This window comes from Mesobacillus sp. AQ2 (assembly GCF_030122805.1).
In the GTDB taxonomy this organism is placed as follows: Bacteria; Bacillota; Bacilli; order Bacillales; family Cytobacillaceae; genus Mesobacillus; species Mesobacillus oceanisediminis_A.
Genome location: NZ_CP126080.1, coordinates 3,578,684 through 3,601,587, shown reverse-complemented (window position 1 = coordinate 3,601,587; position 22,904 = coordinate 3,578,684). Strand labels below are relative to the sequence as shown.

At 44.0% G+C, this 22,904-nt stretch carries 21 protein-coding genes; 20 read left to right on the top strand and 1 reads right to left on the bottom strand.

Annotated elements, in window-relative coordinates; translation table 11 throughout:
* Positions 1–65: 65 nt before the first annotated feature.
* On the bottom strand, positions 66–1,193 hold the full coding sequence (ytvI, locus tag QNH36_RS18170) for a sporulation integral membrane protein YtvI (protein ID WP_251541100.1): 1,128 nt from the start codon (positions 1,191–1,193) through the stop codon (positions 66–68).
* A 296-nt stretch (positions 1,194–1,489) separates the two neighbouring features.
* Between ytvI and QNH36_RS18165 the strand changes: the two genes are divergently transcribed.
* The 20 genes from QNH36_RS18165 (at position 1,490) to dnaI (ending at position 22,850) form a co-directional block, all read left to right on the top strand.
* Entirely contained in the window at positions 1,490–1,948 is a 459-nt protein-coding gene (locus tag QNH36_RS18165) for a DUF441 domain-containing protein (RefSeq protein WP_283903927.1), read from the top strand.
* Positions 1,949–2,320: 372 nt separating this feature from the next.
* Positions 2,321–3,436 (top strand): citrate synthase, encoded by a 1,116-nt coding sequence (gene citZ, locus QNH36_RS18160; protein WP_144477412.1) that lies wholly within the window; start codon positions 2,321–2,323, stop codon positions 3,434–3,436.
* A gap of 171 nt (positions 3,437–3,607) precedes the next feature.
* Positions 3,608–4,876 (top strand): NADP-dependent isocitrate dehydrogenase, encoded by a 1,269-nt coding sequence (gene icd / locus QNH36_RS18155; RefSeq protein ID WP_283903926.1) that lies wholly within the window; start codon positions 3,608–3,610, stop codon positions 4,874–4,876.
* Between the two features lie 91 nt (positions 4,877–4,967).
* Positions 4,968–5,906, top strand: a complete 939-nt coding sequence (gene mdh / locus QNH36_RS18150) for a malate dehydrogenase (RefSeq protein WP_283903925.1) — start codon at positions 4,968–4,970, stop codon at positions 5,904–5,906.
* Between the two features lie 180 nt (positions 5,907–6,086).
* A complete protein-coding gene (locus QNH36_RS18145) occupies positions 6,087–6,563 on the top strand; it encodes a MaoC/PaaZ C-terminal domain-containing protein (protein WP_144477421.1) in 477 nt (158 codons plus the stop codon).
* A gap of 135 nt (positions 6,564–6,698) precedes the next feature.
* Positions 6,699–7,415 (top strand): response regulator transcription factor, encoded by a 717-nt coding sequence (locus tag QNH36_RS18140; RefSeq protein WP_144477423.1) that lies wholly within the window; start codon positions 6,699–6,701, stop codon positions 7,413–7,415.
* Positions 7,412–9,178: a two-component system histidine kinase PnpS gene (pnpS, locus tag QNH36_RS18135; protein WP_144477426.1), complete on the top strand. Its 1,767-nt coding sequence runs from the start codon at positions 7,412–7,414 to the stop codon at positions 9,176–9,178. Before QNH36_RS18140 ends, pnpS begins: the two co-directional genes overlap by 4 nt.
* A 73-nt stretch (positions 9,179–9,251) precedes the next feature.
* Positions 9,252–9,818 carry a DUF4256 domain-containing protein gene (locus QNH36_RS18130; protein WP_395883515.1) on the top strand — a complete coding sequence of 189 codons (567 nt, stop codon included), beginning with the start codon at positions 9,252–9,254 and terminating at the stop codon, positions 9,816–9,818.
* 285 nt (positions 9,819–10,103) lie between these two features.
* Positions 10,104–11,072 (top strand): FtsH protease activity modulator HflK, encoded by a 969-nt coding sequence (gene hflK, locus QNH36_RS18125; protein WP_251541092.1) that lies wholly within the window; start codon positions 10,104–10,106, stop codon positions 11,070–11,072.
* Positions 11,065–12,000, top strand: a complete 936-nt coding sequence (gene hflC, locus QNH36_RS18120) for a protease modulator HflC (RefSeq protein ID WP_144477799.1) — start codon at positions 11,065–11,067, stop codon at positions 11,998–12,000. Before hflK ends, hflC begins: the two co-directional genes overlap by 8 nt.
* Positions 12,001–12,115: 115 nt before the next feature.
* Positions 12,116–14,746 (top strand): DNA polymerase I, encoded by a 2,631-nt coding sequence (gene polA, locus QNH36_RS18115; RefSeq protein ID WP_251541089.1) that lies wholly within the window; start codon positions 12,116–12,118, stop codon positions 14,744–14,746.
* Between the two features lie 38 nt (positions 14,747–14,784).
* A complete protein-coding gene (gene mutM / locus QNH36_RS18110) occupies positions 14,785–15,612 on the top strand; it encodes a DNA-formamidopyrimidine glycosylase (RefSeq protein WP_283903924.1) in 828 nt (275 codons plus the stop codon).
* Between the two features lie 85 nt (positions 15,613–15,697).
* On the top strand, positions 15,698–16,330 hold the full coding sequence (gene ytaF, locus QNH36_RS18105) for a sporulation membrane protein YtaF (protein ID WP_251541076.1): 633 nt from the start codon (positions 15,698–15,700) through the stop codon (positions 16,328–16,330).
* A 25-nt stretch (positions 16,331–16,355) separates the two neighbouring features.
* Positions 16,356–16,952 (top strand): dephospho-CoA kinase, encoded by a 597-nt coding sequence (gene coaE / locus QNH36_RS18100; protein WP_144477445.1) that lies wholly within the window; start codon positions 16,356–16,358, stop codon positions 16,950–16,952.
* A 347-nt stretch (positions 16,953–17,299) separates the two neighbouring features.
* Positions 17,300–18,331 (top strand): glyceraldehyde-3-phosphate dehydrogenase, encoded by a 1,032-nt coding sequence (locus QNH36_RS18095; RefSeq protein ID WP_283903923.1) that lies wholly within the window; start codon positions 17,300–17,302, stop codon positions 18,329–18,331.
* Between the two features lie 385 nt (positions 18,332–18,716).
* A complete protein-coding gene (gene speD / locus QNH36_RS18090) occupies positions 18,717–19,097 on the top strand; it encodes an adenosylmethionine decarboxylase (protein WP_144477460.1) in 381 nt (126 codons plus the stop codon).
* Between the two features lie 105 nt (positions 19,098–19,202).
* Entirely contained in the window at positions 19,203–19,607 is a 405-nt protein-coding gene (locus QNH36_RS18085) for a hypothetical protein (RefSeq protein ID WP_251541072.1), read from the top strand.
* A 127-nt stretch (positions 19,608–19,734) separates the two neighbouring features.
* The gene (gene nrdR, locus QNH36_RS18080; protein ID WP_144477801.1) at positions 19,735–20,193 is read left to right on the top strand and encodes a transcriptional regulator NrdR; all 459 of its coding nucleotides are present in this window, start codon (positions 19,735–19,737) and stop codon (positions 20,191–20,193) included.
* 303 nt (positions 20,194–20,496) lie between these two features.
* On the top strand, positions 20,497–21,912 hold the full coding sequence (locus QNH36_RS18075; RefSeq protein ID WP_251541071.1) for a replication initiation and membrane attachment family protein: 1,416 nt from the start codon (positions 20,497–20,499) through the stop codon (positions 21,910–21,912).
* Between the two features lie 5 nt (positions 21,913–21,917).
* Positions 21,918–22,850 (top strand): primosomal protein DnaI, encoded by a 933-nt coding sequence (gene dnaI / locus QNH36_RS18070; protein ID WP_251541070.1) that lies wholly within the window; start codon positions 21,918–21,920, stop codon positions 22,848–22,850.
* Positions 22,851–22,904 lie beyond the last annotated feature (54 nt).

Below are 22,904 nucleotides of genomic sequence, written 5' to 3'. Positions count from 1 at the left end.
TGTTATTTACACGGTGAAAATTCCTGCTCTTCGGAATAAAAGCACGCAAGTCCCCTGTAATATAATTATTTGATAATCACTTCATCCTTCCCTTTGATGAATGTCCATACATCCTGGAATACATTTGCTCGTTGCAGGGTATTAAAGACAACCAGGACGACAGGACCGACAATCAGACCAAGGAAGCCGATGGTCTTGAATCCGACAAAAAGGGCAATCAAGGTTGCGAGCGGATCCAGCCCAATGCTGGAAGACAGGATTTTCGGCTCCATGACCTGCCTCTGCACGAGGACGACAATATATAAAACACCCAAACCAATTGCGGTAGCCATATCACCGGCGATTGCTTCATAGATGATCCATGGAACAAAAACAGCACCTGTGCCTAGATAGGGAATAATATCGACAATCCCTGTAACAAGGGCAATTGTGATGGCATAATCGATACGAAGGATCAGCAAGCCAATCAGGATGATGACCGTTGTGATCGATATCAGGGTAGCCTGAGCCTTCACAAAACCAAATAACGCCTTTTTTAAATCGATAAAAACGGTTCTGCTGCTTGTCCTTGCACGGTTCGGCAGCAGCCGGTTACTCAAAGCGGATAGTCTGTACCAGTCTTTGCTGATGAAGAAAGTCCCCAGCAGTGAGAAAATAAGAACGGTAGCTGCATTGGGAAACCATGAAAGGATGTTGGGAATTTTTTCGAAAAAGTTCTTGATGAAATTCCCTGCAGTGGTCCCGATGTTGGCGCCGACATTCTGGATATTACTCATGATCGTATCCTGCTGGTCCGCTTCAAGGTTCTGGAACATTCCAGCCAACTGGTTATAAAGCGGAATGAGCTGTGCAGCGAATAAGTGCTCTACGTAATCAATCAGTGTAACAAGGTGTTCGGGAACAACCTTCGCGAGATATTCGGCTCCAGAAGCGATTTCGACAATAAGCAAAGTAATCAGTCCGGCAAACAATGACATAATCAGGGCAAGGGCAATAATCACTGCCAGGGCCCTGGGCATTTTCACCCGTTCTTGAAAAAAGTTGACGAGTGGGTTCATCATAAATGCAATCAGAAACCCGATGATGAATGGATATGTGACCTTTGAGACAAAAAATAAGGCTAATGCTCCTGCGACAATCACGCTGATGACCAGAATAAAGCGCAGTGTTCGATGAAGATATACGAGGTTCAAGCAGGTTCCTCCTTTTGGAATGGCCAATCTGGCGGGGGTGTTTCCAATTGTACGTCCTGCAAACTTGATGCCAGTCCTGAAAGTTTTTCTACAATATACGGTCTGTCCATAAAAAAGATTCGACCTCTATATGAAAATCCCTTTAAAAACCTCTTCTGCATGAAGAATATAATAGTGAATACGGACAAAGAATTGCAGCGTATATTAATAGATGCAATGCCAGGGATACTACTTGCTTGGTGCAATATTTTAAATTATGTTACAATAGTTTTAACCGTGGAAGGATGACAAATTTTATGCTAGAGCCTATGCTATTTTTACTAACTTTGCTGGTGATTGCCTTTGTGGCCAAGAACCAATCATTAATCATTGCGGTATTGGTCCTCCTTGTAATGAAGATTGCTGGATTTGAGGGTAAAACGTTTTCACTTTTACAGGGAAAAGGAATTAACTGGGGAGTTACCGTCATCACGATCGCCGTCCTGGCTCCGATTGCGAGCGGGGATATTGGCTTCAAGGATTTATCAGGTGCGTTTAAATCGCCATATGCATGGATTGCCCTCATTTCAGGAATGGCAGTTGCTTTGCTTGCAAAAGGCGGGGTTACGTTGCTGGCTGAAGATCCGCATATCACTACTGCACTCGTCCTTGGAACGATACTGGCGGTTTCAATTTTCAAAGGTGTAGCTGTCGGTCCGCTGATCGGCGCAGGGATTGCCTATGCTGCAATGAAAATCTTTGATTTTCTTAAATAGCCTTTTTTTAAAATAATATTTTCTGCTGAATTAAGTTGTTTTCATTCACAAATGTCAGATAATTGTTTATAATAGGACTTGTAACTGCTTCCATTCTCTTATATAGGCTAAGGAGAGAAGCGGAATCCACGGTTTTATTCATTTCATAAAATGTAAGCATTTTCTTTTTTTTGACGGCTGCCTGAGCAAGCGCTCGATACCATCTTGTGTATGGCAAATCCGGTCGGAATCGGTCTGTCGCCGGCGTATGATTCGGCTTTTCGTATAAAGTGTCAGAAATTTCTTTTTTCTGATCGCTGTTCTGAACAGCAATTCAACATACAGACAAATTATGGGATATGGGGAAATTAAACTACAAAGGAGAGATTGAGTATGACAGTAACACGTGGTCTTGAAGGGGTAGTGGCAACAACATCTTCTATCAGTTCTATCATCGATGATACGCTGACTTATGTTGGCTATGACATTGACGATTTAGCTGAAAATGCTAGTTTCGAAGAAGTGATTTACCTATTATGGCACCGCAAGCTTCCTACAGCGGCAGAGTTGGACGAATTGAAGAAGCAGCTCGCAGAGAATGCAGCATTGCCAAAGGAAGTGCTTGAGCATTTCAAGATGTACCCGATCGATAAAGTCCATCCGATGGCTGCAGTTCGCTCGGCAGTATCTCTTTTAGGATTATATGATGATGAAGCAGATGTCATGGAGAAAGAAGCGAATTACCGCAAAGCAATTCGTCTTCAGGCGAAAATGCCAGCTATTGTTACCGCTTTTGCAAGAGTTAGAAAAGGCCTCGAGCCAATTGCTCCAAGGGAAGACCTTAATTTCGCAGCAAACTTCCTGTATATGCTGACAGGCGAAGAGCCTGAAGATGTAGCTGTAGAAGCTATGAACAAAGCTCTTGTCCTGCACGCTGATCATGAGCTTAATGCTTCAACATTCACAGCACGCGTATGTGTTGCGACACTATCAGATGTTTACTCTGGTGTAACCGCTGCTATCGGTGCATTAAAGGGACCTCTTCACGGAGGAGCTAACGAAGCAGTTATGAAAATGCTGACTGAAATCGGCACACTTGAAAATGTAGAGCCGGCAATCCGTGAAAAGCTTGCGAACAAGGAAAAAATCATGGGCTTCGGCCACCGTGTATATCGCCAGGGCGACCCTCGCGCAAAGCACTTGAGAGAAATGTCCAAGAGATTGACTGAACTTACTGGCGAACCACATTGGTACGATATGTCCACTAAGATCGAAGAAATCGTCACAGGCGAAAAGAACCTGCCGCCGAATGTGGATTTCTATTCTGCATCCGTATATCACAGCCTTGGCATCGACCATGACCTGTTCACGCCAATTTTTGCTGTGAGCCGTGTATCCGGATGGCTTGCGCATATCCTTGAACAGTATGACAACAACCGTCTGATCCGCCCTCGTGCTGATTATACAGGTCCTGGAAAGCAAGAATATGTTCCCGTTGAAATGAGATAATTTTTAGAAATAGAGGAGCAATATTTTACTTTTGGGTGAAAAATTGCTGTAATAGGAGAGTGAGGGCAGTCAGTCATTATTGCCTGGCTTCCCTGAGAAAAGGTTAGAGGCATACAAGCCTGCTAACCTTTGATTATGAATTGAATGAGGATTTTGGAGGGAGAGAAAACAATGCAAGGTGAAAAAATCACAGTCAAAGATGGAGTTTTAAACGTACCAAACAATCCAGTCGTTCCTTTTATCGAAGGTGACGGCACAGGTCCGGATATCTGGGCAGCTTCTGTCCGCGTTCTTGATGCAGCTGTTGAAAAAGCATACAAGGGTGAACGCAAGATTGTCTGGAAAGAAGTATTAGCTGGAGAAAAGGCATTTAACCAAACTGGCGAGTGGCTTCCAAGTGAAACATTAGAGTTGATCAATGAATACCTGATCGCAATCAAGGGTCCACTGACAACACCGATTGGCGGCGGAATCCGTTCTTTGAACGTTGCTTTGCGCCAGGAGCTTGACCTGTTTGTATGCTTGCGCCCTGTACGCTGGTTTGAAGGTGTTCCATCACCTGTAAAGCGTCCTCAGGACACTGACATGGTCATTTTCCGTGAAAACACTGAAGATATCTATGCGGGCATCGAATATGCAAGCGGATCTGACGAAGTCAAGAAGCTTCTTGAATTCCTGCAAAACGAAATGGGCGTAAATAAAATCCGTTTCCCTGAAACTTCAGGTATCGGTATCAAGCCTGTTTCCAAAGAAGGAACAGAGCGCCTTGTACGTTCAGCGATCAATTACGCCATTACAGAAGGCCGTAAGTCATTAACGCTTGTACATAAAGGCAATATCATGAAATTCACAGAAGGCGCGTTCAAAAACTGGGGTTATGAACTTGCTGAAAAAGAATTTGGTGATAAGGTTTTCACATGGGCTCAGTATGACAAGATTAAGGAAGAACAAGGTACGGATGCAGCAAACAAAGCTCAGTCTGATGCAGAGGCTGCTGGCAAGATCATCGTTAAAGATGCGATTGCTGATATCTTCCTTCAACAGATCCTTACACGTCCGAAAGAGTTCGATGTTGTTGCAACAATGAACCTTAACGGCGACTACATTTCAGATGCACTTGCAGCACAGGTAGGCGGTATCGGTATTGCTCCTGGAGCAAACATCAACTATGAAACTGGCCACGCTATTTTCGAAGCGACTCATGGTACAGCTCCTAAGTATGCTGGTTTGGATAAAGTTAACCCGTCTTCAGTAATCCTTTCAGGCGTCCTGATGCTTGAACACCTTGGCTGGACTGAAGCAGCTAACCTGATCGTCAAGTCAATGGAAAAATCAATCGCTTCAAAGGTTGTAACATATGACTTCGCACGTTTGATGGATGGCGCTACAGAAGTCAAGACTTCTGAGTTCGGCGATGAACTGATCAAGAACATGGGCTAAAAATGTACGGAAGGCTATCCTTTTATAGGATAGCCTTTACATAAATAACATATATTTTATTAAAATATATTCGTTCTGAGGAGGAAGCCTTATGTCATTGAAACGCAAAAAGATTTCGGTCATTGGTGGAGGATTCACAGGAGCAACAACAGCATTCTTGCTTGCACAGAAGGAACTTGGGGATGTAGTATTGGTTGATATCCCGCAAATGGAAAATCCGACAAAGGGTAAAGCGCTTGATATGCTAGAAGCAAGCCCTGTCCAGGGATTTGATGCGAACATTACCGGTACATCCAGCTATGAGGATACGAAAGACTCAGACATCGTTGTTGTCACAGCAGGCATTGCCCGCAAGCCAGGCATGAGCCGTGATGATCTTGTCCAGACTAACCAGAAAATCATGAAAAGTGTAGCCCAGGAAATCGCCAAGCATTCTCCTAATAGCTTTATCGTCGTTTTGACTAACCCTGTTGATGCGATGACTTATACTATTTTCAAAGAATCAGGTTTCCCTAAGAACCGTGTAATCGGCCAATCGGGTGTATTGGATTCTGCTCGTTTCCGTACATTCGTAGCCCAGGAATTGAACCTTTCCGTAAAAGATGTTACTGGTTTTGTCCTTGGAGGCCATGGAGATGATATGGTACCACTTGTGCGTTATTCATATGCAGGAGGCATTCCTCTTGAGACATTAATTCCAAAAGAACGCCTTGAAGAGATTGTAGAGCGCACTCGCAAAGGCGGAGGCGAAATTGTCAACCTTCTTGGAAATGGCAGCGCTTACTATGCACCTGCAGCTTCGCTGGTAGAAATGTGCGAAGCAATCCTTAAAGACCAGCGCCGTGTTCTTCCGGCGATTGCCTATCTTGAAGGCGAATATGGATATGAAGGAATCTATCTGGGAGTTCCAACGATTCTTGGAGCCGGGGGAATCGAGAAAGTAATTGAACTTGAACTGACAGAAGATGAAAAAGCTGCCCTCGATAAATCAGCAGAATCAGTCCGTAATGTGATGGCTGTTTTGGCATAATACGGTCATTCATTCGGGAAACTTTTTACATCACATGCTATGACTCAATCGGTTCGAAAACAGCCTAAAAAGAATCGGGGAACCTTCCCCGATTTTTTTCCAATATGGGACGTATATTGTTTTCGGACAGGGGAATATAATGCAACTAAATCGAACTTCTATTGCAAAGGGGTAAGTGCTATGCTGCTTGGAAGAAAACGTAAGCTTGGCAGGAAAATAGAAGAAATGACTGTCGGAGAAAAATTGACATTAACAGAAAAGATTGAGGATAAAGACCTTCTGTTGTATTTGGGTTTGACGAATGATGCGAATCCTTTGTATATCCAGCATGATTATGCTTCACAAACACCATATGAAAAGCCGATTGTTCCTGCAATCATGCTGAATGGGATCATCACTTCGGCTGTTTCCAAATATCTTCCGGGACCTGGAAGCCATATTCTTAAGCAGGATATAGAGTATTTGAAACCTGTCTATCATTATGGGACAGTGCAATTCTTGTTTGAAGTGACCGAAGTCATCAAGAGCAAGCATAATGTTGAGATCACGGTTACTGGAAAAAATGAAGATGATGAGACAGTGGTAAAAGGCCGGATGCTCGTCTGTCCGCCATATCCAGTACAGCGCTTGGACGGTAAGGCATTGGAGAATTTTTGAGTTTTGGGATGTACATTCATTTGTACATCCTTTTTCATTTTATTCTAAAATTTGATTTTAGACAGCGGGTTGATATTATAATGTAGATAGAGCTAATTGGATGAATCAGGGGTAATAACTTTTTTGGAGGCTTATATGAACAAGAAGGTCTTGGTTGTGGATGATGAACAATCTATTGTGACACTGCTGAAGTATAATCTGGAGCAGGCTGGTTATTCCGTTGTGACAGGAATGGACGGTGAGGAAGGGATTCGCCTTGCTGCTGAAGAAAAACCCGATTTGATGGTCCTGGACTTGATGCTTCCGAAGCTTGATGGCATGGAAGTGTGCAAGCAGCTTAGGCAGCAGAAAATCAATGTACCGATATTAATGCTGACGGCAAAGGATGACGAGTTTGACAAAGTACTTGGCCTGGAGCTGGGTGCAGATGATTACATGACGAAGCCGTTCAGCCCGCGGGAAGTTGTTGCAAGGGTAAAAGCCATTCTTAGAAGGGTGCAGGCAGTGCCGGATCCCGTCGAGGAGAAGCCTGAGGACGAAGCCCAGATCAAAATAGGCGAACTCAGGATCATGCCGGATTTCTATGAAGCCTATTTCATGGAAGACTTGCTCGAATTGACACCGAAGGAATTCGAATTGCTTCTCTATCTGGCCAAAAGCAAAGGCCGGGTACTGACGCGTGACCAGCTGTTAAGTGCGGTCTGGAATTATGATTTTGCCGGAGACACAAGAATTGTAGATGTACATATAAGCCACTTGCGCGAAAAGATCGAACAGAATACAAAAAAGCCGTCCTATATCAAAACCATTCGTGGTCTTGGCTATAAGCTGGAGGAACCGAAGGGAGAATGACAAAGTACCGGACACGACTTTTATTTGCCCTCATTTCCTTGATCATCATCGTGTTAATAGGCCTGGGCCTTGTGTTGGGGCAATTATTCAAGAATTATTATATCAATTCATTCAATGAACGCCTGATGATTGAAATGAATCTTTTAACTTCCAATATCGAGCAAAACGGAGGGCTTGATTCGCTGGATAAAGAAGAAATTTTAAGGATGAGCCGGTTGTTGAATTCAAGGATCACCATCGTTGATCTGGACGGCGATATTCGTTACGACACTGGTGAACTATCAAGTACCAAAATCAGCAGGCATAGGGATATTATTGGGGATATTGTGGAAAATCCACCGAAATCAGAGAGCGACCTTGAAGTAGGCGGAGGCTTCGACCTGCATTATTATTGGAATCCGCTCAGCCATGAAGGTAAAAAAGAAGGCTATGTATTTCTAACTACAAAAATCGATGAGCTGCAGAAAGCATATCGCCAAATCTGGTGGATTCTTACCGTTAGTCTTGGCTTGGCCTTGGTTGTGATCATCCTCCTCGGTACAAGGATTACGAACCGCTATACGAAACCAATCGAGTCTGCGACAAATGTAGCGATCGAACTGGCAAAAGGGAACTACCGTGCAAGGACTTATGAAGATCATATAGATGAAACGGGGATGCTCAGTTCGTCCATCAATATCCTGGCCAGAAACCTTCAGGAACTGATGAAGCTAAAGGAATCCCAGCAGGATAGACTGACAACATTGTTAGAAAATATGGGCAGCGGTCTGATCCTGATTGACAGCAGGGGATTTATCAACTTGATCAATAAGCCCTACAAGGAAATTTTCAATGTGGAACCTTCTGAGTATCTGTATAAACTTTATTATGAAGTCATTGACCATGAGGAAATAATCAGGATGGTCGAAGAGATTTTCATGACTGAGCAAAAAGTAAGGAAGCAAGTTGTTCTTCCGATTGAGATTGAAAGACGCCATTTTGAAGTTTACGGAGTGCCAATCATCGGGACAAACAATGTCTGGAAAGGAATTCTCCTTGTCTTCCATGACATTTCGGAACTGAAAAAACTCGAGCAGATGAGGAAAGACTTTGTGGCCAACGTTTCGCACGAGCTTAAGACGCCCATCACTTCGATCAAGGGCTTTTCGGAAACACTTCTGGATGGCGCGATGCATGATAAAGATACATTGGAAGCTTTCCTTGAAATCATCTTGAAAGAAAGTGACCGCCTGCAAGTATTGATACAGGAGTTGCTTGACCTTTCCAAGATTGAACAGCATGGTTTCCATCTGTCAGCTGGAAGTGTGGATCTCCGCCAGCAAGCAGCTGAAGTCATTGAGATTTTAGAAGGAAAAGCTGCACAAAAGGATATCGTGCTAACGCTTGACCAGAAAGACCGTCAGGCAGTCATTGAAGGAGATGCTGACAGGCTGAAGCAGGTACTGATCAATCTCATCAGCAATGCCATAACGTATACACCAAATGGCGGCCGTGTGGAAATCTCTTTAATTGATCAGGATGACACTGTGTCTATTCTGGTAAAAGATTCAGGTATCGGTATTGAAAAAAGTGAGATTCCAAGGATCTTTGAACGCTTTTACCGTGTGGATAGGGCAAGGAGCCGGAATTCTGGGGGAACAGGCCTTGGCCTTGCCATCGTCAAACATATCGTGGAAGCCCATAGAGGACAAATTGAGGTAACCAGTCAAGTCGGCAAAGGAACCACCTTTACCATCAAGCTTTATAAGAAGCTGCCTCAATAAGGAAATGGTTGAAGGTGTTCATTGCCTGCTTGGGAGAAGTGAAAGCAGAAACTTAATGAATAGGAGGATTGAAATGACAGACAAATCGAAGAAATTGCCTCTGGAAGAGCAAGAGCAACTGCTACTGATTTTAAAAACACGTTTTGAAAAAAATATGAATCGGCATAAAGATATTGTCTGGGAGGATGTACAAGCCAGGCTTGAATTGAACCCGGAAAAAATATGGTCACTCAACGAGATGGAAAGAACAGGCGGAGAACCGGATGTTGTTGGCACTGAGAAAGAGACAGGAGCATACCTTTTCTACGACTGCTCAGCTGAAAGTCCAAAAGGCCGCAGAAGTGTTTGTTATGACCGTGAAGCGCTTGAGTCCAGGAAAAAGCATCCACCTGAAAATAACGCCATGGATATGGCAGCTGACATGGGAATTGAACTTTTAACAGAGCAGCAATATAGAAAGCTGCAAGAGCTCGGGAATTTCGATTTGAAAACATCGAGCTGGGTGCAAACACCTGATCATATTAGAAGCCTTGGAGGCGCAGTTTTCTGTGACCGCCGCTACAATATGGTGTTTTTATATCACAATGGAGCAGATTCGTACTACGCTGCAAGAGGATTCCGCGGAGTCCTCAAGGTGTAAGTTCGCAATTGGCCAAAAAGCTTTGGTGAAGAGAGGTTTTTCCAAATTTACATAGTCTTAACAAGGGATTTAATTTTTCTTAACACTTTCTTGTTATCATCATTAGTGAAAACCCCTTCATCCAAGGAGCCGAAAGAAGCACAAGCAGACCCCGCTTGTGCTTTTTTCATACCCAAAAATTCCACTCCGGCAAAATAATATTACAAATCTCATGCATTTTGAAACTTTTCTGACTTATAAACGTAAAAATCAACATAGACAGAAACACAGGAAGAGGGGAATCAGATGGTGAGCCTAAAAAAGATTTACGTGACGAGCGGGATTGTCGTTCTTGCCATTATTTTAGGACTTTCTGCTTTTACGACCTGGTATACGGTCGATGAATCAGAACAGGCGGTCATTTTGACATTTGGCAAGGTGGAGGAAGGAATCAGCGAACCTGGCTTGCATTTCAAGCTTCCTTGGCCGATTCAGAGTATTGAGAAGTTATCGAAGGAAACATTCAGCCTTCAGTTCGGCTATGAAGAGAAAAATGGAGAAATCGTCGAGTTTCCAGATGAAACGAAAATGATCACCGGTGACGAGAATATTGTGCTGGCCGACCTAGTTGTTCAATGGAAAATTACTGACCCGGCAAAATATTTATACAATGCGGATAATCCTAGAGAAATTTTGTATGATTCAACTTCAGCGTCTGTCAGAAGTATCATTGGCAGTTCCAAAATTGATGATGCCCTTACATCCGGGAAGGCACAAATTGAAGCAGATGTCCGTGACTTATTGTCATCATTGATTGAAAAATACGATATGGGGATTTCCGTCCTTGGTGTAAAACTTCAGGATGTTGAACTGCCAAACCAAGAAGTCCGGAAAGCTTTTACCGATGTAACGGATGCCCGTGAGACGATGAATACCAAAATAAATGAAGCGAAGAAGTACCGTAACCAGAAACTGAACGAAGCACAGGGTGAAAAGGATGCGCTCATTTCAAGGGCAGAAGGTGAAAAAGCTGCAAGAATAGAAAGGGCGCGCGGTGACGTGGCCGTATTCAATAAGCTGTATGTTGAATATAAATCGAATCCGGAAATCACCAGACAGCGTCTAATATTGGAAACACTTGAGCAGGTTCTGCCGGGAACGGAAATATACATCATGAATGATGACGGAAATACAATGAAGTACTTCCCGATTCGCCCGCTTGAAACAGAAAAGCCTAAGTCAGAGAAGGAAGGCAGTGAGAAGAATAATGGCTGATCAAAAAGTGATTGATTTGAAGGAACGAGGCGGCGGTTCGTTCAATTGGAGAAATTATACCAAGATGGGGATTTTCCTGATTATTCTCATTGCCCTTCTTGTTTTCATTTTCACCAACGTTTTCGTGGTAAAACAAGGCGAGTACAAGGTCGTCAGACAGTTCGGTGAGGTCGTTCGGATTATTAAGGAACCTGGGCTTAACTACAAAGTCCCGTTTATCCAGAGCGTATCCACTCTGCCAAAGTATCAAATGACCTATGATGTCTCGCAGGCAGAAATCAATACAAAGGACAAAAAAAGAATCCTCATTGATAATTACGCGATCTGGCGAATTGAAGATCCGAAAAAAATGATTTCCAATGCAAGGACGCTTGAAGGTGCGGAATCGCGCATGGAAGAATTCATCTACTCTGTTGTCCGTTCTGAACTGGGGCAGCTAGACTATGATGAAATCATCAACGATGAAAAATCCTCACGTGGTTCATTGAATGACAGGGTGACTGAAAAGGTCAATGAATTGCTGGCTGGCGGCAACTATGGTGTCGTTGTTACAGATGTCCGGATGAAAAGAACAGATCTTCCTGCGGAAAACGAGAAATCGGTCTTCACTCGTATGATCTCCGAACGTGAAACAAAGGCGCAGGAATATCTATCAATGGGTGATGCTGAAAAGAACAGGGTCATTGCCCAGACAGACCGTGAAGTAAAAGAGATTTTGGCAAAGGCGACAGCTGACGCAGAAACCATCCGCGGTGAAGGAGAAGGGGAAGCCGCAAAAGTATATAATCAAACATTCTCAAAAGATCCAGAGTTTTATACCATGTTCCGTACCCTGGAATCCTATAAAAAGACAATCAACGGCGAGACCGTCATTGTCCTCCCATCTGATTCACCTTACGCAAGGATGCTGATGGGTTACACAGATTAATAGAAGGCTGACAAAGGCCGTTATTTTTCTTTCTATCATCTCTCATGATAAAATAGGAAGGAATCTAACGGTCTTTTTTTATATAAAATTCCCATGATACTGGAGGAGGAATGACATGTCCAAGAAGCTTGTATTGATTGACGGCAATAGTATCGCCTACCGCGCATTTTTCGCTTTGCCGCTGTTGAATAATGAAAAAGGGATACATACAAATGCAGTTTACGGTTTTACCATGATGCTGATGAAGATTCTCGAGGATGAAAAGCCTACTCATATTCTCGTTGCGTTCGATGCAGGAAAAACGACGTTCAGGCATAAAACATTCAGTGAATATAAAGGTGGCAGGCAAAAGACGCCGCCGGAGCTTTCCGAGCAATTCCCATTCATCCGTGAATTACTGACAGCATACGGGATCGCCCAATATGAGCTGGAAAATTATGAAGCCGATGATATCATCGGTACATTAAGTTTGTTTGCTGAAAAAGAAGGGTTTGAAACGAAGGTCATATCTGGTGATAAGGACTTGACTCAGTTGAGTTCTGACAAAACGACAGTCAGCATCACCCGGAAGGGCATCACGGATATCGAGGAGTACACCCCGGAGCATATCCTGGAGAAATACGGGCTGACAGCACAACAAATCATTGATATGAAAGGACTTATGGGGGATGCATCAGATAATATACCCGGAGTTCCTGGTGTAGGGGAAAAGACGGCTATCAAGCTGCTGAAAGAGCATGGCACGCTTGAAAAGCTGATTGAATCGATTGATCAGGTCAACGGGAAAAAACTCAAGGAAAAGCTTGAGGAATTCAAAGACCAGGCGATCATGAGCAAAGAACTTGCGACCATCACCCGTGAAGCTCCGGTGGGAATCGAGTTAAGCGAACTTGAATATGAAGGCGCAGAGAACGAGAAGCTGGTGAAGATGTTCAAGGAACTGGGATTCAACTCGTTATTGGACAAGCTTGGCGCGGAAGCAGTGACTGAAAATGTCGAGCTTGAAGACATTGAGTTCAAACAGCTCGAGGCAGTCGATCCAAACATTTTTGCGAAAGACAACGGCTTTTATGTCGAGGTGCTTGAGGATAACTATCACTATGCTGATATCATCGGTTTTGCGGTGGTGAATGAAAACGGGCACTATTATCTGCCTGTGCAAACCGCTTTGGAGTCTGAAGAGTTCAAAAAATGGGCAGAAGATGAGTCCAGCAAAAAGACAGTCTATGATGCGAAACGTTCCGAGGTTTCCTTGCGCCATCACGGAATCCATCTGAAAGGCGCCGAATTCGATGTATCACTAGCATCCTATATCATCAATCCTTCCGAATCGCCGGACGACCTGGCTGCCATAGCCAGGCAGCATGGCTTCATAAGCGTACAGTCTGATGAAGCGGTCTATGGAAAAGGAGCCAGACGGAAGATACCGGATGAAGCAATACTAGGGGAACACCTGGTGCGCAAAGCAGATGTTCTGGTGTCCTTAAAGGAAAAGCTTGAGCAGGAACTGTTGGATAACGACCAGCACGATTTGTTCAGCAGCCTGGAAATGCCATTGTCACTGGTGCTGGCGGATATGGAATACCTTGGCGTCAAGCTTGATATGGTCCGCCTTGAAAACATGGGCGAAGAAATCAAAGGGCGTCTTGCTGAAATCGAAATGAAGATTTTCGAAATGGCAGGAGAACAATTCAATATCAATTCACCGAAGCAATTAGGTGTCATTCTGTTCGAAAAACTGGGTCTTCCTGCTGCCAAAAAGACGAAGACCGGTTATTCAACTTCAGCAGACGTACTGGAAAAATTGGCGCCTAAGCATAAAATCATCGAAGAAATCCTAAATTATCGCCAGCTTGGCAAGCTGCAATCAACCTATATTGAGGGGCTGCAAAAGGTTGTAAATAAGGAAACCGAAAAAGTCCATACAAGGTTCAACCAGGCCCTCACCGCTACAGGGAGGCTCAGTTCAACGGACCCTAACCTGCAGAATATTCCGATTCGACTTGAAGAAGGCCGGAAAATCAGGCAGGCATTCGTTCCTTCAGAGAAAGACTGGGTGATTTTTGCGGCTGACTATTCGCAAATTGAATTGCGTGTCCTTGCCCATATAGCCGGGGACGAAAAACTGATCGATGCATTCCGCCATGACATGGATATTCATACTAAGACAGCGATGGAAGTTTTCCATGTCGGAAAAGATGAGGTCACTTCAAATATGCGCCGCCATGCGAAAGCGGTAAACTTCGGGATTGTTTACGGAATCAGCGATTATGGTTTATCCCAGAGCCTGAACATCACGAGGAAGGAAGCCGGAGAATTCATCGAACGCTATCTTGAGAGCTACCCTGGGGTAAAAGACTATATGGATGAAATCGTGATAGATGCGAAGGCGAAAGGGTATGTCCAGACATTGTTGCACCGACGCAGGTATATACCGGAAATCACTGCGCGCAACTTCAACCTGAGAAGTTTTGCGGAACGGACAGCGATGAATACGCCTATACAGGGAAGCGCTGCTGATATCATCAAAAAAGCGATGATCGATATGGCTGAAAGGCTGCGTGAAGAAGGCTTGAAGACTAGGCTGCTCCTCCAGGTGCACGATGAATTGATTTTCGAGGCGCCGCAGGATGAAATTGAGCAGCTGAAGAAAATAGTCCCGGATGTCATGGAAAATGCAATCGAATTAAAGGTTCCTTTGAAGGTGGACTTCTCATACGGTCCAACCTGGTATGATGCGAAGTAAAGGAAAGACAAGAGAGAAAAAAAGAAAGGCGGGATAGGATGCCTGAGCTTCCAGAAGTAGAAACCGTCAGGGGCACGCTTGAGGTACTTGCAGTTGGCAAAAAAATTAGCCAGGTGTCGGTTTTTTGGCCCAAGATGATCAAAAAGCCGAGTGAAGTTGAGCAATTTAATGATGCCCTACGCGGTCAGACAATCAGTGAAATCGGCAGGAGAGGCAAATTCCTGATATTTTATACAGATGACTATGCGCTTGTCTCCCATCTTAGAATGGAAGGGAAATACGGTTTGTTCAGCGCAGATGAACCTGTTGAAAAACATACCCATGTCATTTTTCATTTTACCGATGGGAAAGAATTGCGCTATAAGGATGTCCGCAAATTTGGGACAATGCACCTTTACGCCAAAGGGACGGAATTCGATTCGCAGCCGCTCGCTGATTTGGGACCTGAGCCATTTTCAGGAGACTTCTCAGTAGAATGGCTTTCGGAAAAGCTTAAAAGGACCAACCGGAAAATAAAGCCTGCACTGCTTGATCAAAAGATCCTTGTCGGTCTCGGGAATATTTATGTCGATGAGGCGCTTTTCCGGTCGAAAATCCACCCGGAACGAATTGCGAACTCATTGTCTCGGGAGGAAGAAGCTGTCCTCTACCGGGAAATTGTCAGTACTCTCTCTGAGGCTGTAGAGAAGGGCGGCAGCACAATCCGATCCTATGTCAATTCACAGGGGCAGATCGGCATGTTCCAGCTACAGCTGCTGGTGTATGGCCGAAAAAATGAACCATGCAAGGTGTGTGGCACACCACTGGAAAAAACAGTCGTCGGAGGACGGGGTACCCACTTCTGTCCAACATGCCAAAAACTGTGAACATATAATCGCCTGTTGATTTTCTCACCATATCTAGGCTCCTTCCATATACTAACGTAGCGATTGACAGGAAGGAGCTCAGTTTATGGCACAAATAATCTCCCTGCTTTTACTTGCATTCGCTGTCAGTCTTGACAGTTTCAGTGTAGGGTTAACGTATGGATTGCGGAAAATGAAAATCCCGGTTAAATCGATTGCTGTTATTGCGGTCTGTTCAGCGGCCGTTCTGATGGCTGCCATGATGATCGGACATTTTCTTGAGAGCTTTTTTTCACCTGAATTGGCAGAGACAATTGGTGGCACTGTCTTGATAGTATTGGGCGGATGGGTGTTATTCCAGTTTTTTCGCAATGACCAGTCAGAGATGCTCTGTCATGAAAAAATCATCCTGAATTTTGAGATTAAATCACTTGGCATTGTTATCAATATTTTGAAGAAGCCGATGTCGGCAGACTTTGACCGATCGGGTACAATCAATGGAATCGAAGCCGTCATGCTCGGTCTCGCCCTGTCTCTTGATGCATTCGGAGCCGGGATCGGTGCTGCCTTATTGGGCTTTTCGCCCGGCTATCTGGCTTTGACGGTTGCCTGTATGAGTTCATTGTTCGTCTATGCCGGCATGAGAATGGGCAGCTATTTTTCAGAGAGGAGCTGGCTGCAGAAGTTCTCATTCGTACCTGGAATCTTATTGATCATAATTGGACTGCTCAAGCTTTAGCGGTCTGTTTGAAAGGATAAAACAAATGTCATTAATCATTGGATTAACCGGAAGTATAGCGAGCGGGAAAAGCACGGTATCGGCCATGTTCACTGAGCTTGGCATCACTGTGATCGATGCTGATATCGAAGCGAGGCTTGCTGTTGAGCCAGGAGAAAAAGCATACAATGATATTGTCAGCCATTTTGGCACAGAAGTTTTAGAAGAAGATGGCACTATCAATCGCCCTGCCTTAGGGTCGATCATTTTTAACAATGAGGAAAAAAGGTTGCTGCTCAACTCAATCGTCCATCCCGCCGTACGTGAGAGGATGGCCATGAAAAGGCAGCAAGCTGAAGCTGCCAATGAAAAAGCAGTGGTCCTGGACATACCATTGCTGTTTGAAAGCAAGCTCACAGGCCTGGTCGAAAAGATCATCGTTGTCTACGTGGATGAGAAGACCCAACTGGAGAGGCTGATGTCCAGGAATGGTTTCTCCGAAGATGAAGCACTTTCAAGGATCAAGTCGCAGATGCCTTTGAAGGATAAAGTGGATTTGGCAGATGAAGTCATCGACAACACAGGAACAATTGAGCAATCAAGGCAGCAATTGAAGAAAATCCTGAATAAATGGGGAATCTAAAGAGCCGAATAGGCTCTTTTTTCTTTTGCCGTTAACCTGGTTATTGCCATATTACTAAAAGCCCTTCTGGTCAGTACACCTTCCGCTATGGCCGAGCTTCCGGTTATACCCCTGTTACAGCCCAAATAAATACCTGTTGGCTCAATATCATCTTTGTTTCAGGATTTTTAATCTTTGTTTCAATAAAATCCACTCAAGAAATACTTGTCTTTACTGATAATTATTATCAGAATTATTTTAAATTTTAAATGTGTGCAATTATATATCACAAATAATTTTTAATATGTTATACTAATACCATAACAAAGGGTTATTAAGTATAACACTAATTCGGAAGGGGCCGTACAATGAAGGCGAGAATAGCGATAAACGGTTTTGGGAGAATTGGCAGAATGGTATTCAGAAGAGCCATTCTTGAGGAAAATCTTGAGGTTGTAGCGATTAATGCGAGCTATCCGGCTGAAACACTGGCGCATTTGATTAAATATGATTCAACCCATGGTCAATTTGCAGGTGAGATTATCCCTGCTGATGATCACCTAGTAGTCAATGGGAAAACTGTCAAACTTTTGAGCAATCGCAATCCTGCTGAGCTTCCGTGGAAAGAAATGCAGGTTGATATTGTCATAGAGGCCACAGGAAAGTTCAACTCACGTGACAAGGCTGCACTTCATCTGGAAGCAGGCGCAAAGAAGGTCATTATAACAGCACCGGGCACAAATGAAGATATTACGATTGTGATGGGCGTAAATGAAAGCGCATTAAAAATTGAAGAACATGAGATCATTTCCAATGCTTCATGCACAACGAACTGCCTGGCACCTGTCGCAAAAATTCTGGATGATACTTTCGGAATTGAAAACGGATTGATGACAACTGTTCATGCCTATACAAATGACCAAAATAATATCGATAATCCGCACAAGGATTTGCGCAGGGCGCGTTCTTGCGGCCAATCAATCATCCCTACTTCAACAGGGGCGGCAAAGGCGCTTTCCCTTGTTCTTCCGCAGTTGAAAGGAAAGCTTCACGGCATGTCATTAAGGGTGCCGACGCCAAACGTTTCACTTGTAGACCTGGTTGTTGACTTGAAGCGAGAGGTAACTGTGGATGAGGTGAACGATGCGTTCTATTCTGCCGCAAAAGGAAAGCTTAAGGGTATACTGGATATTACAACAGATCCACTTGTATCCATCGATTTCAACACAAATGAGCACTCAGCGATCATTGATGGACTGTCTACAATGGTCATTGGCGCCAACAAAGTCAAGGTACTTGCGTGGTATGACAATGAATGGGGATACTCAAGCAGGGTGGTAGACCTGACAAAGCATGTTGCCCAGGCAATGTCGGCTTCACCCGCCGTGAAAGTTGGATAATTAGAATAGTCATTAAACAAGCCTGCCGCTCCCGGCAGGCTTGTTTAATGACGCTTTCGTGTTGTATCAGATTACCGTCTTCCCTCTTCAGAAAAACCTCTTTAATCTTACAAAGGTAATCAATCGATTCCCGGGGATATCCTTAAAATAGCTATCTAAAAACCTTTTGATATAGCATGCTGAAATTCATTGAAAAAATTTTATTTTCATGTGTTGCAAAAAAAATATAAACAAAGTATACTAGTCATCGTGAACTTCTTAATAACGGTACCAATTGGCTACTTAAAGGGTTAGGACCTCTCTGGACTAACTTTCCCCCGTGGTAGTTAAGATACCATTGAAACTAGGAATTTCATTCTAATATTGTTAGAGGGGGAAATTGAATATGGAAACAATGGGTCGTCATGTAATTTCTGAACTTTGGGGTTGCGACTTTGAAAAATTGAATGATATGAACTTTATTGAACAAACTTTCGTTTCAGCAGCTTTGAAATCTGGTGCTGAAATCCGCGAAGTGGCTTTCCACAAATTTGCACCACAGGGTGTAAGCGGAGTTGTCATTATCTCTGAATCTCATTTAACTATTCACAGCTTCCCGGAGCACGGGTACGCCAGCATTGATGTTTACACTTGCGGCGATCTCGATCCTAATATTGCAGCTGACTATATTGCTGAAGCTCTTAGCGCTCAAACACGTGAGAATATCGAAATCCCACGCGGCATGGGTCCAGTGCATGTGAAACAGGCACAAGCGAAGGCTCTATAATTGAAAATATGAAAAATTACAAGGGGTGTAGTGATACACCTCTTTTTATTTTGTGCGAAAATTAAGGTAAACTGTAAATAGAAATAATCTGCAGGAGGATTTTTGATGTCTTTTTTGAAATCCATAACAGGAAGATACGAGAAATTCAGCGGGACGAGTGAAAATAACAGCGATGAACAATTGCGGACCCATTACTATAAAGCAAATTTTAATCAGGTTTTCCAATCAGTCGAGGATCTGCTTAAAGCTGACCCTGCAGCCCGGATCACAAGTGTATCAAAGGAACATGGAGAAATCTCAGCTGAGCTAAACGGCAGGGTCAGGAGTTTTTTAACCGCGACTGTCATTACGACAAAACCCTTTGAGACAGCGGTCGATTTACATATCTCCACGGAAAAGTTTTCTATGGCAGGAATCAATCCTGCATTGAGACAAGAAGTAATCAAGGTATATGGAAAATTGGATAAAACACTTACGTTCATCGGTTCAGGTAAATATGGGAATCAATAGTCCCTCTTGTCCCATCAGCTTCTTTTTTATAAGATAATAGTAAGGATAATGCTTATGGACGTATTGGTGGATAAAGCGAATGGTCCTTCGCTCATTCTATATTTCAAAATATTCGGAGCTGATCGAGATGAAATGTCCAACTTGCCAAAATAACTCTACCCGGGTTCTTGATTCAAGACCGGTTGACGATAGCCGATCAATTCGACGCAGACGTGAATGTGAAGCTTGCGGATTTCGCTTTACCACTTTTGAGAAAGTTGAAGAAATCCCATTGATTGTTGTAAAAAAAGAAGGTACTCGCGAGGAGTTCAATCGGGAGAAACTCCTTCGCGGTTTGCTGAAAGCGTGTGAAAAAAGACCGGTCGCCCTAAAAGAGCTTGAGGATCTGGTCTCCGAGGTGGAAAAAGAATTGCGAAGCCATGGAGTATCCGAAGTCAAGAGCGAAGCAGTGGGCGAGATGGTGATGGACAGGCTGGCTAAGATCGATGAAGTCGCCTATGTCCGTTTCGCCTCTGTTTACCGGCAGTTCAAGGATATCAATGTATTCATCGATGAATTAAAAGAGTTATTGAAGAAAGAACAATGATAAAGCTGGGGTCCAGACCAATGAAGTATATTTACCAGGGCGCTTGCGCTTTATAAATTTTCACTTAGAGAATTGTCTAGCTCCAGCGCCTAGCCCCTCGAGACGTTTCGGTCCTGTCAATGAAGTCAAAGAGCGACTTCACTGCCAGGCCCCAACGCTTGTCGGGGCTGATCAGGCGCTTACGCTTTTCCATGAGGGAGCTGAAGGAAACTTCGGCTCTTTTTAAGGCGCGCGTGAACGATTTGATTTTCAGCATAGTGGTATTGTTATAGTTTTTAACCGGATAGAGTGGAGGGGAATAGGATGGCTCAGCATTGGCAGGAGACTTTGCCTGTAGACCAATATATTGTTGCATCCGGCGGCCTGCTGCATGATTATGATCGCAAGGTGCTCACCTTTTTGTACCAGCCGTTGATTGGGCCAGCTTGTTTGAGCCTTTATATGACCTTATGGGCCGAACTTGAAGAGAATCGGCTATGGTCACAGTCTGGTACCCATCATAACCTGATGACAATCATGGATATGAATTTGAAGGAGATTTATCACGCCCGCCAGAAGCTTGAGGGGATGGGTTTGCTGAAGACATATGTCAAAAATAGTGAAGATGGCCGTTCATTCATTTATGAATTACAGCCGCCGTTGACTCCTGAACAATTTTTCCTGGATGGCATGCTGAATGTCTATCTGTATCGAAAAATCGGAAAGAATCAGTTTTTGAGGCTTAAACGGTTTTTCAGTGACAAGCTGCCCGAGGCAGAGGAGGGATATTCTGAAATTACCCGGGCTTTTCAGGATGTGTTCCTGTCTGTTCCTCCTCAAGCACTCATGCATAATAGTGATTCAGCTGCCGACCTTGGAGAGGATGAAGCACAATCCTTCATCGGCAGGAGGGAGTCTGACAAAATACAGATTGACCCTTCGGAATTTAATTTCGATCTGTTATTGGGAGGTCTTCAGGATTCTTTGATCCCCAAAAAAGCTTTTACAACGAAGGTCAAAGAAGCGGTCAGCAATCTCGCCTTCCTTTATGGAATTGATGCGTTGAAGATGAAGAATATCGTCTTGAGTGCCGTAACAGCTGATAATGAAATCGATATCGAGGAGCTGAGAAAGGCGGCCCGGGACTGGTACCAATTTGAATACCAGGACCAGTTGCCGGCACTCTTGGACCGGACCCAGCCTCTTCAGCACAAAGCTGGAATCGAGAAGCCAAAAACAAAAGAAGAGGAATTGGTTCTCTATTTTGAAAAAACATCACCAAGACAACTGCTGATCGACTTATCAGGCGGTGCCGTGCCTTCAAAATCTGACCTGCAGATCATCGAAGAAGTGATGTTCAAGCAAAAGCTGCTTCCGGGTGTCGTGAATGTTTTGGTCCAATATGTTATGATCAGAACGGATATGAAGCTGGCCAAAGGCTATATTGAGAAAATCGCCAGCCACTGGTCGAGGAAGAAAATCTCGACTGTAAGGGATGCCATGGAGCTGGCGAAAAGTGAGCACAGGCAATACCTCGATTGGGCAGAAGGAAAGAAAACGACCGCTGCTTCAGGAAAACGGAAACCTGTACGCAAGGAAGTCTTGCCGGACTGGTTTGAGAAAAAGAGCGAGAATGGACCAGACCAGCAGCAAAGTTCTGCTGCCGGAGTGGACCCTGACTTTGAAATAGAAAAGAAAAAGCTTGAAGAAGAACTGAAAAAATACAAATCCGGGAGGTGATTCAGTTGCAAAACATAAATGAAACGCTGAAGAAGCTTGCTAATAACCAAAACTTCCAGGAACGTTATGAAACACTTAAAAGACAGGTCATGCAGGATCAGCATATAAAGCAATTCCTCGATGAAAATGCGGACTATATCACCAGGGAAATGCTTGACGGCAGCATGTCCAAACTGTATGAATTTTCTACCCAGAGCAAGGACTGTGATAAATGCGAAAGTCTCGCAGCCTGCAAGAATATGATCAAAGGCTATGAACCACAGCTTTTCATCAAAGGGAATTACATTGATGTCAAATATGACCGCTGTAAAAAGAAGGTCATGTACGATGAGCAGCAAAAGAACGCCCGGCTGATTAACAGCATATATGTGCCGAAGGAAATCCTGAAAGCGTCATTCGGGGATATTGAGCTTGATGACGCGGGGAGATTCAAGGCCATAAAAATGGCGAAGGATTTTGTTGAGAATTATGAATCCGGCCAGAAGCAAAAAGGTTTGTTCCTGCATGGGCCGTTCGGAACGGGTAAGTCATACCTGCTTGGCGCCATTGCGAATGAATTGGCACAGAAACAGGTCAGTTCCTTGATTGTATATGTTCCGGAGTTTTTCAGGGAAATGAAGAATGCGATCGGGGATCATTCGGTCAACGACAAGCTGGAAGCAATCAAAAAATCTGATGTCCTGATGCTTGATGATATCGGAGCGGAAACGATGAGCAGCTGGGCGAGGGATGAAATCCTTGGAACAATCCTGCAATTCCGCATGCTTGAGAACCTTCCAACCTTCTTTACTTCCAACTTCGACCTTAGCGGGCTTGAACACCATCTGACCCACAGCCAGCGGGGAGAAGAGGAACAGCTGAAGGCAGCGAGGATCATGGAACGGATCAAGTACCTGGCACAGCCGGTTAAAGTAGAAGGAAAGAATCGAAGAGTATAGCAATAGGCTGCAGCGAAACAGGCTGCAGCCTATTTTTTTTGCGCTTTAATCATC

What these genes read in the sequence shown, in the direction of transcription:
- QNH36_RS18165 (WP_283903927.1), top strand. Translation starts at nt 1,490, where the DNA reads ATGCTAGAGCCTATGCTATTTTTACTAACTTTGCTGGTGATTGCCTTT.
- QNH36_RS18095 (WP_283903923.1), top strand. Translation starts at nt 17,300, where the DNA reads ATGAAGGCGAGAATAGCGATAAACGGTTTTGGGAGAATTGGCAGAATG.
- mutM (WP_283903924.1), top strand. Translation starts at nt 14,785, where the DNA reads ATGCCTGAGCTTCCAGAAGTAGAAACCGTCAGGGGCACGCTTGAGGTA.
- hflC (WP_144477799.1), top strand. Translation starts at nt 11,065, where the DNA reads ATGGCTGATCAAAAAGTGATTGATTTGAAGGAACGAGGCGGCGGTTCG.
- coaE (WP_144477445.1), top strand. Translation starts at nt 16,356, where the DNA reads ATGTCATTAATCATTGGATTAACCGGAAGTATAGCGAGCGGGAAAAGC.
- nrdR (WP_144477801.1), top strand. Translation starts at nt 19,735, where the DNA reads ATGAAATGTCCAACTTGCCAAAATAACTCTACCCGGGTTCTTGATTCA.
- QNH36_RS18085 (WP_251541072.1), top strand. Translation starts at nt 19,203, where the DNA reads ATGTCTTTTTTGAAATCCATAACAGGAAGATACGAGAAATTCAGCGGG.
- citZ (WP_144477412.1), top strand. Translation starts at nt 2,321, where the DNA reads ATGACAGTAACACGTGGTCTTGAAGGGGTAGTGGCAACAACATCTTCT.
- polA (WP_251541089.1), top strand. Translation starts at nt 12,116, where the DNA reads ATGTCCAAGAAGCTTGTATTGATTGACGGCAATAGTATCGCCTACCGC.
- hflK (WP_251541092.1), top strand. Translation starts at nt 10,104, where the DNA reads ATGGTGAGCCTAAAAAAGATTTACGTGACGAGCGGGATTGTCGTTCTT.
- QNH36_RS18140 (WP_144477423.1), top strand. Translation starts at nt 6,699, where the DNA reads ATGAACAAGAAGGTCTTGGTTGTGGATGATGAACAATCTATTGTGACA.
- QNH36_RS18075 (WP_251541071.1), top strand. Translation starts at nt 20,497, where the DNA reads ATGGCTCAGCATTGGCAGGAGACTTTGCCTGTAGACCAATATATTGTT.
- QNH36_RS18130 (WP_395883515.1), top strand. Translation starts at nt 9,252, where the DNA reads ATGACAGACAAATCGAAGAAATTGCCTCTGGAAGAGCAAGAGCAACTG.
- icd (WP_283903926.1), top strand. Translation starts at nt 3,608, where the DNA reads ATGCAAGGTGAAAAAATCACAGTCAAAGATGGAGTTTTAAACGTACCA.
- mdh (WP_283903925.1), top strand. Translation starts at nt 4,968, where the DNA reads ATGTCATTGAAACGCAAAAAGATTTCGGTCATTGGTGGAGGATTCACA.
- ytaF (WP_251541076.1), top strand. Translation starts at nt 15,698, where the DNA reads ATGGCACAAATAATCTCCCTGCTTTTACTTGCATTCGCTGTCAGTCTT.
- QNH36_RS18145 (WP_144477421.1), top strand. Translation starts at nt 6,087, where the DNA reads ATGCTGCTTGGAAGAAAACGTAAGCTTGGCAGGAAAATAGAAGAAATG.
- speD (WP_144477460.1), top strand. Translation starts at nt 18,717, where the DNA reads ATGGAAACAATGGGTCGTCATGTAATTTCTGAACTTTGGGGTTGCGAC.
- pnpS (WP_144477426.1), top strand. Translation starts at nt 7,412, where the DNA reads ATGACAAAGTACCGGACACGACTTTTATTTGCCCTCATTTCCTTGATC.